The following is a 13,371-nucleotide window of genomic DNA, read 5'->3' on the forward strand; positions in this document are numbered from 1 at the left end:
CGGAATCTGTAGGAGCGGCCTTGTGCCGCGATGGGGCGCGCAGCGGCCCCACGATTCCGGTATCACGCGAAATTGTCGGGGCTGCTGCGCACCCCATCGCGACACAAGGCCGCTCCTACAGGGGCCGGCGATGGGGCCCTCAGACCAGGTGCAGGTGGTTGTCCCAGAACCCGGACGGCAGGTTCATCGGCTGGCCGATCAGCTCCTGCTTGCGGCAATCATAGAAGCGGCAACGCCCCTGCCCGGAGGTGACGACAAAACCGTCTTTCACCGCCCCCACCCCGGCGCAATCGGGCATCGGCGCATCCAGCTTCACCGCGCCGCTGTCCAGGTCCCAGATGAACAGCCGGTTGGCCCGTGGCGCGGTCAGCGCCACCAGGCGCAGGTCGCTGTGGATGGCGACGCTGGCGGTGTATTGGGCCATCGACTGCAACTGCCGCTCGGGCACCGGGAAGGCCTTGAACGGCTCGCCCGGGCGCTTGATCGCCAGCAGCTCGGCGGTTTCCTCCGAGCCCCCCATGAACTGCTGGCAGGCGGCGATGGTGCCGTCGCTGCCCACCGCCAGGTGGCGCACGCTGTTCATCTGCTGGGCGAGGGTTTCCTTGCTCAGCAGGGTGCCGTCGCGCTGCATCAGCACAAGGCTCGGCTGCATCGCGTCGAGGTTCATCTCCACCCGGCTTTCGGCCTCGGTGCGAATGCCGCCGTTGGCCACCACCAGGGTTTCGCCGTCGGGCAGCCAGGCCACTTCGTGGGGGCCGATGCCGTGGGTCGGGATCTCGCCGCTGTGCACCAGGCGCTCGCCCTCGAAGCGGTACACACCGAGCACGCCACGCCCCGGGTCGGTGGTGTCGTTCTCGGTGGCGTACAGCCACTCGCCATCCTTGTGAATCACCGCATGGCCGTAGAAGTGGCGGTTGGGCTGCGAGGCGATGGTCTGCAGCAGGCGGCCGTCGCGCAGGTCGATCAGGTAGCTTTCGGTACCGGGCCTGCGGGCGACGAACAGCGCGATGGGCAGCGTTGGGTGGTTGATGATGGCGTGGCAGCGCTGGGCTACCTGGGTGCTGAACACCTCGCTGCCGTCCAGGCGAAACCCGACGGCGTAGTGCTTGCCGTCACCGTCGTCGCGCGCCGAGAGCAGCAAGGGGTCGCTGCCTTTGTTGCGAAACAGGCTCCAGCCGCCCAGGGTCAGGGCGCTGAGCAATACGCTACCGAGTTTGATGGCCTGGCGTCGCAGCATGATCAGTCACCGTCGTTGGCATTGAAGCCCAGCTGGATATTCAACGCCTTGGCCAGCTCGCCTTCGTGCAGGCGGTGGACGACGTTGAGGCTGTCGTAGATCTGGTTCAGCTTCTGCTGGCCGGCTTCGTCTGCCAGCAGCTCGCCGAGGCTCTGCCGGTTGTCGGCCAGCAGCTTGAGCGAGGTAGCGTAGGCGTCGTCGATCTTCTGCGCCATTGGCGCCTGGTCCTTGCCCAGCAGGCCGCGCAGGCCCTGGTTGTCGACACCCACCCACACAGCTTCTGCGGCTTTGAGCGAGGCTTCCAGGCTCTTGAGCGAGGAGTGGCTGCGCCAGGCTTCGGCCTGCAGTGGCTGCGGGATGCCCTTGCTCTGGCGGCCCATCGGGGCGCCGAGTTTTTTCTTCAGGGTGTCCAGGGCGGTGACCTGGGCACGCAGCAGGTCGGCGATCGCCTCGTGGGAGTCGGCGTAGCGCTGGTTGGGGAACTTGGTCATCTGCGAGAGCATGCCGTCGGTGCTGTTCCAGCCCTTCAGAATCTCTTCGGCCAGGGCTTGCTGGTGCTCGGCGATGGCTACCAGCAGCGGGCAGTAGCGGGCCTTCTGTTCGGCCGTGGCGACGTCCGGCTTGCTGTCGAACAGGATGTACTCGTAGGCCGACAGGCCACGCACCACCACGCTGGATTTGCCCAGCGATTCCTTGTCTACCGGCTTGTCGCCGTTGACCAGTTGCTCGACCTGGCGGCCGACCAGGTTCTTCTTGTCGGGCCAGAACTGTACCTGCCAGGCGCGGTTGCCTTCGGCCAGCGGGCCGACCAGCAGCGGCTGCAGCTCGGCCCAGGCTTTTTGCGCGTTGAGGAAGTCGGCGCGGGCAGTGTCCAGCGAGGCCTTGCCTTCGCAGTAGGCCAGGGCGCTGGCAGCCAGGGCGCGGTCGGCTTCGACCCAGCGGCTGTAGGTCGGCAGGATCACCTGCTTGGCGATGGCGGCAGAGGTCACGGCCTGCGGGTCCTGCGGCGAGCAGGCGCCGAGGGCGAGTGCGGCGAGGCTGGTGAACAACAGTTTGGGTCGGAACATGCCCGGCTCCTTGTGCGTTTTAAAGTGAATTCAGAAACGCCAGCAGCGCGGCGCGCTGTTCGGCATTGAAGGTCAGTACCTGGTCGCGCGCCGCCTGGGCTTCGCCGCCGTGCCAGAGCACGGCTTCAAGCAGGTTGCGGGCGCGGCCGTCGTGCAGGAAGCGGCTGTGGCCGCTGACCGTCTCGGAAAGGCCGACGCCCCACAGTGGCGGGGTGCGCCAGTCCTGGCCGTTGGCGGCAAATTCGGTGCGCTCGTCACTCAGGCCGGGGCCCATGTCGTGCAGCAGCAGGTCGCTGTAGGGGCGGATGACCTGGTTGGCCAGCTCCGGCTCATTGGCGTTGGCGGCGGTGGTGAACTGCGGGGTGTGGCAGCCCTGGCAGCCGGCCTGGAAGAACAGGTTCTTGCCGGCCAGCACTTGCGGGGCATCGACGTTACGGCGGGCCGGTACGCCGAGGTTGCGGGTGTAGAAGGTGACCAGGCGCAGGATGTTGTCACTGACTTCCTTCTCGCCGCCTTGGCCGTTGCCATTGGGCGCGGCCAGGCAATCGGTTTGCGCCGCAGTGCAGTCGTCCTTGGGTTGCAGGGTGCTGGTCAGGCCCATGTCGCCGGCGAAGGCGTGCACGTTCTGCTGGTTGACGTTGGGCTGGCCGGCCTTCCAGCCGAAGCGTCCGAGCACGGTCTTGTCCTGGGCGTCGTCCCAGACCCGGTTGGCGCGGCCGCGGATGCCGTCGCGGTTGTGGTCGTCGGGGTCTTCGTTGGCCAGGATGTCGGCTTCGGGGATGGCTTCGAGCAGGCCCAGGCCGATCATCGGCGGGGCGATGCGCGCCGAAAAGCGCGTGTCGGGGTGCATCGGGCCGTAGCCGAGCTGGGTGATCTGCAGGGTCGGGCGCTGCAGTTCAACCTGGTGGCCATCCTTGAACGTGACGGTGTGGCTGTCGTAGCTCACCCGCACCTTGCCCTCCGGCGCTACGCCGGGGATGGCCATGTCCTGCAATTGCGTGCCGTAGGTGGGCTCGGGCACCACGCCGATGCGCTCGATTTCGCGGGCCAGGTAGGGCTGGTCGGGGATCGACAGGCGTACCAGCATCGACACTGCATTGCTGTCGCCGGGCTCGGGCGGGTGGCCGCGGCCGTCGCGCACGTGGCAGTTCTGGCAGGCGTTGGTGTTGAACAGCGGGCCCAGGCCATCGCGGGCGGTGGTGGTGCTCGGGGCGATCACCCAGGGGCTGCGGAAGAAGCTGTTGCCCACCGAGAAGTCCAGGCGCCGCTCGGGCGAAAGGTTGGCCGAGGGCAGCGAGTAGGCGTTGCGGTCGCTGCGTTGCACGGTTGCCTCGCCACCGGAGAGGGCTTCACCGGGCTCGGCCTGGGTAAAACGCGGGGCGTCGTCACAGGCAGCGAGGGTGAGGGCCAGCAGCAGGGGGCTTAGGCGGAGCAAGGACATCGACAATCCTGGGCGTGGGCGAAAAACCGGCGTGCAAGCTTATCAGGCCGGGGGTTTTTGAATAAGAGCAATTTGCAATTACCCGGGTGAAAAGGATGTGAAATGCCAGCATTTTCACCTGCTGTACTGGCCCTTTCGCGGGCAAGCCCGCTCCCACAGGGAGTGCACGGTTTGGGTATTGTGCGTTCCCTATGGGAGCGGGCTTGCCCGCGAAAGGGCCAGTGCAGAAAAAAGGCGACCCGAAGGCCGCCTTGGTTATCCCGCTGGCGCTGATCAGAACTCGTGATCGGCGGTGTCCGGGTTCAGGTTGGCGATGCCCAGCTTGCCGGCGGCCTGCTCGATGGCGCCGGTCTGCTTGACCAGCGAGGCGATGGCGTCGCGCACGATCTGGTTGCCGGCAGCGTTGTCGGCGGCGATCAGTTGGTCGTAGTGCTCGCCTTTCAGCGCATGGTCGACCATCACCTGGATCTTGGCTTCGGTGGCTTCAAGGTCGGCCTTTAGGGTGGCGTCGGTGGCCGGGTCAGCCTTGGCCACCAGCGACGACAGGCTCGGGCCGGTCAGCTTGGTGCCGTCGACACGGGTGTACTCGCCCAGGTAGACGTTGCGGATGCCCTTGGCGTCGTAGAAGTGCGAGTAGTGGGTGTTGTCGCTGAAGCAGTCCTGCTCGTCTTCCGGCGAGTTGGCTTCCAGCGAGACCTTCATGCGCTCGCCGGCCAGTTCGCCCAGCGACAGGCTGCCCATGCCGAACAGCATCTTGCGCAGGCCGTCGTTGACCGGCTCCGCTTCCAGAGTGGCGCGGTAGTTGTCGGCCACGTTCGGTGCCCAGTTGCCGACCATTTCTTCAAGGTCTTTGACCAGCAGGTCGGTGACCGCTTTCAGGTAGGCGCGGCGACGGTCGTTGTGGCCGCCAGTGGCGCCCTTGCCTTCGAGGTAGTCGGAGACAGGGCGGGCACCTGCGCCGGGGCCTGTGCCGTTGAGGTCCTGGCCCCAGAGCAGGAACTCGATGGCGTGGTAGCCGGTGGCAACGTTGGCTTCGGAGCCGCCCAGCTCGTTCAGGCTGGCCAGTTTTTCCGGGGTGATGTCCTTGACGTCGACCTTCTCCTCGCCCACCTGGATCTCGGTGTTGGCGATGATGTTGGCGCTGGCCGCCGGGTTGCCCAGGGCGTGCTCGTAGCTCTTGTCGACGTAGTCGATCAGGCCTTCGTCCAGGGGCCAGGCGTTCACCTGGCCTTCCCAGTCGTCGATGATGGTGTTGCCGAAGCGGAACGCCTCGCTCTGCAGGTACGGAACGCGGGCAGCGGCCCAGGCCTCTTTGGCGGCCTTGAGCGTCTCGTCGCTGGGCTTGGCGAGGAAGGCGTCGACGGCGGTCTGCAGCTGCTTGGCGGTGCTCAGCGAGTCGCTGTACACGGCGTAGACCATCTCGGTGTAATGCTTGACCACGGCCTTGCCGGCGGCTTCATCGACAGCGCCGGCAGGGGCTGCGGCGGTGCTGGCGGCAGCAGGTGCCTGGGCTTGCGGGGCGCCAGCCTTGTCGTCCTTTTCGCCGCAACCGGCGAGGGCGATGGCGATGGCCAGCAGACTGGCGGAGGCCAGAGGCATTCGAATCATTGTTGGTTTCCTGCGTCGTGTGGTTGGACCAGAGGGTTAGCCGTGCACCGTGGCACGCGAAACCGCAACATCATGCGAAAGATTTGCATTTGCTGTAAAGGGGCGCTTGCGCATTTCATGCAAACGCCCGTTTGGGGGGGGCAGGGTCAATGTTCGCGGGGGTGTTACAGCGCCGAGACCTGGTTGCGTTGCGCCTGCTTGAGGAAGGTGGTCAGCTCGCGCGCCGGCAGCGGCTTGCTGTAGTGGTAGCCCTGACCCTCGTGGCAGCCCTGGGCGATGATGTAGCTTTCCTGCTCGCTGGTTTCGACGCCTTCGGCGATTACCTGCATGCCTAAGCTCTTGCCCAGCTGGATGATGGCGCGAACGATGGTGGCGTCGTCATCGTCGTCGAGCAGGTCCTGGACGAAGCTCTTGTCGATCTTGATCTTGTCCAGCGGCAGCGACTTTAGGTAGCTCAGCGACGAATAGCCGGTGCCGAAGTCGTCGATGGCGATCAGCGCGCCGGAGCGGCGCAGGCTCAGCAGGTGCTGGGCGGCGGTGCTGATGTCTTCCATCAGGCCGGTTTCGGTGACTTCCAGCTCCAGGCTGCGCGGCGGCAGGCGGTAGGCTTGCAGCAGGTTGTTGACCACCCGCGGCAGCTCGTTGTGGTGCAGCTGCACGGTGGACAGATTGACCGCCATGCGCAGTTCGCTGAAGCCCTGGTCGTGCCATTCGCGCAGCTGGCGGCAGGCTTGGTCCAGTACCCATTCGCCGATGGCGATGATGTTGCCGTTCTGCTCGGCCAGGGGGATGAACTGGTCCGGCGGGACCATGCCCAGCTCCGGGTGCTGCCAGCGCAGCAGCGCCTCGACGCCGACCACGCGGTGGTCGCGGTAGCTGATTTGCGGCTGGTACACCAGGTACAGCTGGTTGCGCGGCAGCGCTTCGCGCAGGTCCTTTTCCAGCTCGCGGCGCCGGCGCATCTCGCTGTCGACGCTGGCGATGTAGAACTGGTAGCGATTGCGCGAGCGGGCCTTGGCCAGGGTCATGGTCTGCTCGGCCTTTTGCAGCAGTTTTTCGGTGCTGTCGCCGTCCTCGGGGAACAGGGTGATGCCGATGGTGGCACGCAGGCGGATCTGCTGGTGGTCGAGGTCGAACGGCGCTTCAAGGTCGTCGAGAATGCTCTGCGCAAGCTCGGCGGCCTCGTAGGGTTGCTCGATGTTGGCCTGCACCAGGGCGAACTGGTCGCCGCCCAGGCGCGCCAGTGCCCCCAGGCGGCCGCTGTGGGCGCGCAGGCGGTCGGCCAGGGCCAACAGCAACTGGTCGCCCACCTGGTAGGTGAACTGCTCGTTGATGCCCTTGAAGTCGTCCAGGCCCACGCACAGCACCGCCACCCGGTGCTGCAGGCGGCCGCCGTCGACCAGGATCTTGTCCAGTTGCTGCTGCAACTGCTGGCGGTTGGGCAGGCCGGTAAGAAAATCGTACTGGGCCATGCGCTGCAGGCTGTTCTCGGCTTCGTGGCGCAGGTGGGTGTTGCGCTCGATCGAGGCCAGCAGCTGGTTGGCAGTGTTGACCCAGATGCCCAGTTCGTTGCGCTCGTGGCCCTTGAGCTGGGGGATCTGGTGCTGGCTGGGGCGGTCGGGGTTGATTTGCGTCAGGTGCTCGATGATCTTCGAAAGCGGCTTGGTCAGCAGCCAGTGGTACACCAGGTACAGCACCAGGCCCATGGCCAGGGCGCGCAGCACGCCGGAGATGAAGATGATCACCGCGTTGACCAGAAAGCCCTCGCCGTAGCTGGAAGTGTCGAGGGTGATGCTGAGGTCGCCGTAGTATTCGCTGTAGGGGCCGCGGCCGACCAGTTGCGTGGTGTAGGTGCGCTCCTGGCCGAGAATCGGGTCGGTGAGCCAGCGCATGGACATGTCCTGCAGCGGGCGGCTTTTCTCTGCCAGCATAGTTTCGTTGGGGTGGCCGATGGAGGCCATGCGCACCGATTCGTCCTGGAACAGGCCTTCCATCACCTGCATGCCCATTTCCCGGTCGAGGCTGTACACCGCCTGGGTGGACGGGTCGCGGAACATGTCGAGGATGCGCTGGGCGTCGTTGTTCACCGCCTGGCGGGTCTTGTAGGCGTCATAGACGATTTGCGCGCAGCTGAGCACGACGCCGACAGCCAACGCCGAAAGCAGCACCACCCTGAGCAACTTCACCGACAAGCTGTTGCGAAATTCCAGCTTCAAAGGGGATTCCTTAATCCATGCGCATGCCATTATTTTGCCATTAACTCTGGCGACAGAGTATCGACCGATCGCCCTGTCCGGCAAGCCGCCCGTCGGCGGGTTTACCCTTGGCTCTGTATCGGTCGGGCGGCCATGCGACTTGAGTGCGCAGTGTCAGCTTTCCAGAAAATTGATGTTAGCGTGCTATGGGCTGCGAGCAAGGCCCGGGCGGCGGATGGCAGGCGAAAAAAAACCCGGCCAGGGCCGGGTTTTTCACAAGGCTTGCGGATCAGGCCTTGAAGGTCTTGCCTTCGAACTGCTCGGCAACGAAGGCCCAGTTGACCAGGTTCCAGAACGCCTCGACATACTTCGGACGCACGTTGCGGTAGTCGATGTAGTAGGCGTGTTCCCAGACGTCGCAGGTCAGCAGCGGGGTGTCGCCGCTGGTCAGCGGGCAGCCGGCGCCGATGGTGCTGGCCAGGGCCAGGGAGCCGTCGGCCTTCTTCACCAGCCAGCCCCAGCCGGAGCCGAAGGTGCCGACCGAAGTCTTGGTGAACTCTTCCTTGAACTTGTCGAAGGAACCGAAGGCGGCGGTGATGGCATCAGCCAGGGCGCCGGTAGGTTGGCCACCGCCGTTTGGCGACAGGCACTCCCAGTAGAACGAGTGGTTCCAGATTTGCGCGGCGTTGTTGAAGACGCCACCCGAAGAGGTCTTGATGATCTCTTCCAGGGTCTTGCCTTCGAATTCGGTGCCCGGGACCAGGTTGTTCAGGTTCACGACATAGGTGTTGTGGTGCTTGTCGTGGTGGAACTCCAGGGTTTCCTTGGAGATGTGCGGCTGCAGGGCATCGTGGGCGTACGGCAGCGGCGGCAATTCAAAAGCCATGGTGTATCTCCTGATTCAGGTCTGTTTGCGGTTTGCGCCAGGCCTCACGGGTGGCCTGTATGAGCGTCGGCGAGTTTGTACTCTTTGCGACGCAGGGGCAGGATCATAGCACCGGGGCAGGCGCATAACCACGCAACAACTATAGGGAATAGAGGTTCCAGAGCGGTTGGCGCAGGTGACGGGCGGGGCAAACGCGTTGCTCGTGTTGGCGATGGGGCCCGTACAGGCAGCGCAAGGCAAGGGCCCCGACAAACCGGCTGCAGGTCAGCCGAAAATCAACTGCGCCGCCACCGCGAACATCATCACCGCCACCATCAGGTCGAGCATCCGCCAGGTCGCCGGGCGCGCCAGCCAGGGGGCCAGCCAGGCTGCGCCCAGGGCCAGGGTGGTGAACCACAGCAGCGAAGCGCTGGCGGCACCGGCCACGTAAGCACCGGGCACGCTCTGCTGGGCGCCGAGCGAGCCGATCAGCAGCACGGTGTCCAGGTACACATGCGGGTTGAGCAGGGTCACCGCCAGGGCGCTCAGCAGCACTGCCCGGCGCGAGCGCGTGCCCTGGCCTTGCTGGTGCTGCAGGCTCTGTTTGGAACAGGCGCTGCGCAGCGCCTTGGCGCCATACCACAGCAGGAACACCGCGCCACCCCAACGGGCAACGGCCAGCAGCGTCGGGTTGTGCGCCAGCACCGTGGCCAGGCCGAACACCCCGGCGGCCACCAGAATCGCGTCGCAGACGATACACAACGCCGCCACCGGCAGGTGGTGCTCACGGCGCAGGCTCTGGGCCAATACAAAGGCGTTCTGCGCGCCGATGGCCATGATCAGGCCGAAGGCCACCAACATGCCGTTCAAATAGCTTTGCCACATGGCGATTACTCCACAAAAGATGCTGGCCATTGTGGCGAGGCTGGCGGTATAAGAAAAACAAATAGAGCTGATCTGGCATTAGAGGAACTGATGTTCGACTACAAACTGCTCGCCGCCCTGGCCGCGGTGATCGAGCAGGGCGGCTTTGAACGCGCCGCCCAGGTACTGGGGCTGTCGCAGTCGGCGATTTCCCAACGCATCAAGCTGCTCGAAGCACGGGTCGGCCAGCCGGTGCTGGTGCGCGCCACGCCGCCCAGCCCCACCGACGTCGGCCGCCAATTGCTCAACCACGTGCAGCAGGTGCGCCTGCTCGAGCGTGACCTGCAGCGCCAGGTACCGGCACTGGACGAGGAGGGCGCCCCCGAGCGCCTGCGCATCGCCCTCAACGCCGACAGCCTGGCCACCTGGTGGGCCGGCGCGGTGGGGGCGTTCTGCGCCGAGCAACGCCTGCTCACGGAGCTGGTGGTGGAAGACCAGGAGGTCGGCCTGAAACGCATGCGCGCCGGCGAAGTGGCGGCGTGCCTGTGCGGCAGCGAGCGGCCGGTGGCCGGGGCACGCAGCCTGGCGTTGGGGGCCATGCGCTACCGGGCGCTCGCAAGCCTCGCGTTCATGGCCCGGCACTTCCCGCACGGCTTCGAGGTGGCGCGCCTGGCCCGCACACCGGCCATCGTCTACGGCCCGGACGATTTTCTGCAGCATCGCTACCTGGCCTCATTGGGTATCGAGGACGGCTTTTTGCACCACCTGTGCCCCTCGTCCGAAGGCTTTTTGCGCATGACCGAAGCCGGCCTTGGCTGGGGCCTGGTGCCCGAGTTGCAGGCCCGCGAACAGCTGGCCGGCGGGCAACTGGTGGAAATCTGCGCCGATACCCCCATCGATGTGCCGCTGTACTGGCATCATTGGCGCAACGGCGGGCAACTGCTCGCCCAGCTGACCGAACACCTGCGCCATTCGGCGCGCGACTGGCTGGTGCCCTTGTAGGCCCGGCCGGCGTCAGTTGCATCTGAAAATTGGCAAGGCGGAGTGTTACATGCGAATTCTGGTCACCGGCGCGAGCGGCTTCATCGGCGGGCGCTTTGCGCGCTTTGCCCTGGAGCAGGGCCTGGACGTACGGGTCAACGGCCGCCGCGCCGAGGGCGTCGAGCACCTGGTCAAGCGTGGCGCGCAGTTCATCCCCGGTGACCTGGGCGATGCGGAGCTGGCCCGGCGCCTGTGCCAGGGGGTCGATGCGGTGGTGCACTGCGCCGGCGCCGTGGGCACCTGGGGGCGCTACCAGGACTTCCATCAAGGCAACGTGGTGCTGACCGAAAACGTGGTCGAAGGCTGTATCAAGGAGCATGTGCGGCGCCTGGTGCACCTGTCGTCGCCGTCGGTGTACTTCACCGGCCGCTCGCGCCTGGATATCCGCGAAGACCAGCTGCCACGGCGCTTTCACGACCACTACGCACTGACCAAGCACCTGGCCGAGCAGAAGGTGTTCGGCGCCCAGGAGTTCGGCCTGGAAGTGCTGGCGCTACGCCCGCGCTTCGTCACCGGTGCAGGGGATGCGAGCATCTTCCCGCGGCTGATGCAGATGCAGCGCAAGGGGCGGGTGGCGATCATCGGCAACGGCCTGAACAAGGTTGACTTCACCAGCGTGCACAACCTCAACGACGCCTTGCACAGCGCCCTGCTCGCAGGCGATGCGGCGCTTGGCCAGGCCTACAACATCAGCAACGGCCACCCGCTGCCGCTGTGGGACGTGGTCAACTACGTGATGCGCCGCATGAACTTGCCGCAGGTCACGCGCTACCGCAGCTTGGGCCTCGCCTACAGCCTGGCGGCGCTCAACGAGGCCGCCTGCCTGCTGTGGCCCGGGCGCCCGCAGCCGACCCTTAGCCGCACCGCGATGCAGGTGATGAGCCACGATTTCACCCTGGACATCAGCCGCGCCCGCCAGTACCTGGACTACCGGCCCAAGACCGATGTGTGGGCCGCGCTGGATGAATTTTGCGCCTGGTGGCAGGCCCAGCAGAGCAACCGCTGAACCACCGCCTGAAGAGATGTTCATAAGTGCGCCGCCGTGGCGGTTTATACTCATGCCTCTTTGCTATCACCGTGGTTGAATGCCCATGCGTAACGACGCCCATGACGATTTTGACGACGTGCCCCCGCTGCGCGCCGGCACCCCCGATGACGACGAACTGTTGCCCGCCCACGTGGCGCGCAGCCGCCAGAAGGCCGTACGGCCGCGCAGCAACGGCCCGCTGTGGGCTTTGCTGGGGGCCTCGTTCATTGCCCTGGCCGGGCTTGGCTGGTGGAGCTTCCAGCAGATCTCGCTGATGGAGCAGCAACTGGTGGCCACCCAAGAAAGCTTCGCCCGCATCAGCGAGGAAGCGGCCGGGCGCCTGCAGGCGATCAGTGGCAAGGTCGATGCCAGCGAGTCCACCAGCAGCACAGGCAGCGAGGCGCTCAAGCTGCAGATTCGCCAGTTGCAGGCCAGCCTGGCCGAGCAGGGCAAGCAGCAGCAAGGTGTCGCCGGCCAGGCGGGTGACCTGGGCAAGCGCCTGGAGCAGGTGCTGGCCGATACCCGTGCGCAGCAAAAAGCCGTGACCGACCTGCAAACCCAGTTGCAGGCGCAGTTGAAAGCAGTGAACGCCGAGCTTGCGGCATTGAAGTCGGGCCAGCTGGATGGCGGCAAGCTCGATGGCCAGTTGAAGAACCTCAACGATGAGGTGGCTGCGCTGAAGAAGCAGGGCAATCAGAAAGCCGCCATCGACAGCCTGGAGCAGGATGTACTGGTGCTCAAGACGCAGATGGACAACCGCCCGGCGGCAGCGCCCAGCGGCGCCTCGGTGCAGGAGTTCGATGCCTTCCGCGGGCAGACCACCCGCAACATCAGCACCCTGCAAAGCCAGATCCAGAACCTGCAGCAGCAGATCAACGCACGGCCCTGAGCCCGAATGCATCGCGGGGCAAGCCCGCTCCCACGCTATCGTGGGAGCGGGCTTGCCCCGCGATTGCTTCAATTACAGGCGCGGATAGTCGATATACCCAACCGGCCCCTTCCCATAAAACGTCTCCGGGTGTGGCTGGTTCAACGGCGCATCCGCCGCCAGCCGCGCCGGCAGATCGGGGTTGGCGATAAACGGCACGCCAAACGCCACCGCATCGGCCTTGCCCGCTGCCAGCGCCGCATTGGCACTGGCCTTGTCGAAGCGTTCGTTGACGATGTACGGCCCGCCGAAGGCGGCCTTGATCAACGGCCCGAGGCTGTCGTCGGCCTCTTTCTCCCGCGAGCAGATGAACGCGATGCCGCGCTTGCCCAGCTCACGTGCCACATAGGTGAAGGTCTCGGCGCGGTCGGCATCGCCCATGTCGTGGGCATCGGCGCGCGGCGCCAGGTGCACGCCCACACGGCCGGCGCCCCACACCTCGATGGCCGCGTCGGTCACCTCCAGCAGCAGCCGGGCACGGTTTTCCAGCGAGCCGCCATAGCGGTCAGTGCGCTGGTTGGTGCTGCTTTGCAGGAACTGGTCGAGCAGGTAGCCGTTGGCGCCGTGAATCTCCACGCCATCGAAGCCGGCAGCCTTGGCGTTTTCGGCGCCGCTGCGGTAGGCCTCGACGATGTCGGCGATCTCTTCGGTTTCCAGGGCGCGCGGCGTTGGGTAGTCGCTAAGCGGGCGCACCAGGCTGACATGGCCCTTGGCCTGGATGGCGCTGGGCGCCACCGGCAGTTCGCCGTTCAGGTACGAGGGGTGGGAGATGCGCCCCACATGCCACAGTTGCAGGAAGATCCGCCCGCCGGCGCCATGCACGGCCTGGGTGACGTTGTGCCAGCCGCGTACCTGCTGGTCGTTCCAGATGCCGGGGGTGTCGGGGTAGCCGACGCCCATGGCGGTTACCGAGGTCGCCTCGCTGAGAATCAGCCCGGCGCTGGCGCGCTGCACGTAGTACTCGGCCATCAGCGCGTTGGGGATGCGGCCTTCGTCGGCGCGGCAACGGGTCAGCGGGGCCATGATGATGCGGTTGGGCAGTTGCACGTCGCCCAGGGTGATCGGATCGAAAAGCGTGGTCATAAGGGTTACCTGCCT

At 65.8% G+C, this 13,371-nt stretch carries 11 protein-coding genes; 3 read left to right on the forward strand and 8 right to left on the reverse strand.

The window, feature by feature from the left end:
* Positions 1–139: 139 nt before the first annotated feature.
* The 7 genes from KSS93_RS08275 to KSS93_RS08305 form a co-directional block, all read right to left on the reverse strand.
* Positions 140–1,237, reverse strand: coding sequence for a DUF1513 domain-containing protein (locus tag KSS93_RS08275; RefSeq protein ID WP_217887865.1), 1,098 nt, complete (start codon positions 1,235–1,237; stop codon positions 140–142).
* A 2-nt stretch (positions 1,238–1,239) separates the two neighbouring features.
* Positions 1,240–2,304, reverse strand: a complete 1,065-nt coding sequence (locus KSS93_RS08280; RefSeq protein WP_217887866.1) for an imelysin family protein — start codon at positions 2,302–2,304, stop codon at positions 1,240–1,242.
* Between the two features lie 19 nt (positions 2,305–2,323).
* Positions 2,324–3,751 carry a di-heme oxidoreductase family protein gene (locus KSS93_RS08285; protein WP_217887867.1) on the reverse strand — a complete coding sequence of 476 codons (1,428 nt, stop codon included), beginning with the start codon at positions 3,749–3,751 and terminating at the stop codon, positions 2,324–2,326.
* 267 nt (positions 3,752–4,018) lie between these two features.
* On the reverse strand, positions 4,019–5,353 hold the full coding sequence (locus KSS93_RS08290) for an imelysin family protein (protein WP_217887868.1): 1,335 nt from the start codon (positions 5,351–5,353) through the stop codon (positions 4,019–4,021).
* Positions 5,354–5,517: 164 nt separating this feature from the next.
* Positions 5,518–7,569, reverse strand: coding sequence for a putative bifunctional diguanylate cyclase/phosphodiesterase (locus tag KSS93_RS08295; RefSeq protein WP_217887869.1), 2,052 nt, complete (start codon positions 7,567–7,569; stop codon positions 5,518–5,520).
* A 268-nt stretch (positions 7,570–7,837) separates the two neighbouring features.
* A complete protein-coding gene (locus KSS93_RS08300; protein ID WP_217841948.1) occupies positions 7,838–8,434 on the reverse strand; it encodes a superoxide dismutase in 597 nt (198 codons plus the stop codon).
* Between the two features lie 264 nt (positions 8,435–8,698).
* Positions 8,699–9,298, reverse strand: a complete 600-nt coding sequence (locus KSS93_RS08305) for a LysE/ArgO family amino acid transporter (protein ID WP_217887870.1) — start codon at positions 9,296–9,298, stop codon at positions 8,699–8,701.
* 90 nt (positions 9,299–9,388) lie between these two features.
* Here KSS93_RS08305 and KSS93_RS08310 point away from each other — a divergent pair, with 90 nt between their 5' ends.
* The 3 genes from KSS93_RS08310 to KSS93_RS08320 all read left to right on the forward strand — a co-directional run bounded on the left by KSS93_RS08310 (position 9,389) and on the right by KSS93_RS08320 (position 12,234).
* Positions 9,389–10,279, forward strand: a complete 891-nt coding sequence (locus KSS93_RS08310) for a LysR family transcriptional regulator ArgP (RefSeq protein ID WP_217887871.1) — start codon at positions 9,389–9,391, stop codon at positions 10,277–10,279.
* 49 nt (positions 10,280–10,328) lie between these two features.
* Entirely contained in the window at positions 10,329–11,324 is a 996-nt protein-coding gene (locus KSS93_RS08315; RefSeq protein ID WP_217887872.1) for an NAD-dependent epimerase/dehydratase family protein, read from the forward strand.
* A gap of 85 nt (positions 11,325–11,409) precedes the next feature.
* Positions 11,410–12,234 carry an ATPase gene (locus tag KSS93_RS08320; RefSeq protein ID WP_217888701.1) on the forward strand — a complete coding sequence of 275 codons (825 nt, stop codon included), beginning with the start codon at positions 11,410–11,412 and terminating at the stop codon, positions 12,232–12,234.
* Between the two features lie 72 nt (positions 12,235–12,306).
* Here KSS93_RS08320 and KSS93_RS08325 read toward each other — a convergent pair whose 3' ends face one another.
* Positions 12,307–13,356 (reverse strand): alkene reductase, encoded by a 1,050-nt coding sequence (locus KSS93_RS08325; protein WP_217887873.1) that lies wholly within the window; start codon positions 13,354–13,356, stop codon positions 12,307–12,309.
* Between the last annotated feature and the right edge of the window lie 15 nt (positions 13,357–13,371).

The organism is Pseudomonas xanthosomatis (assembly GCF_019139835.1).
Taxonomy (GTDB): Bacteria; Pseudomonadota; Gammaproteobacteria; order Pseudomonadales; family Pseudomonadaceae; genus Aquipseudomonas; species Aquipseudomonas fakonensis.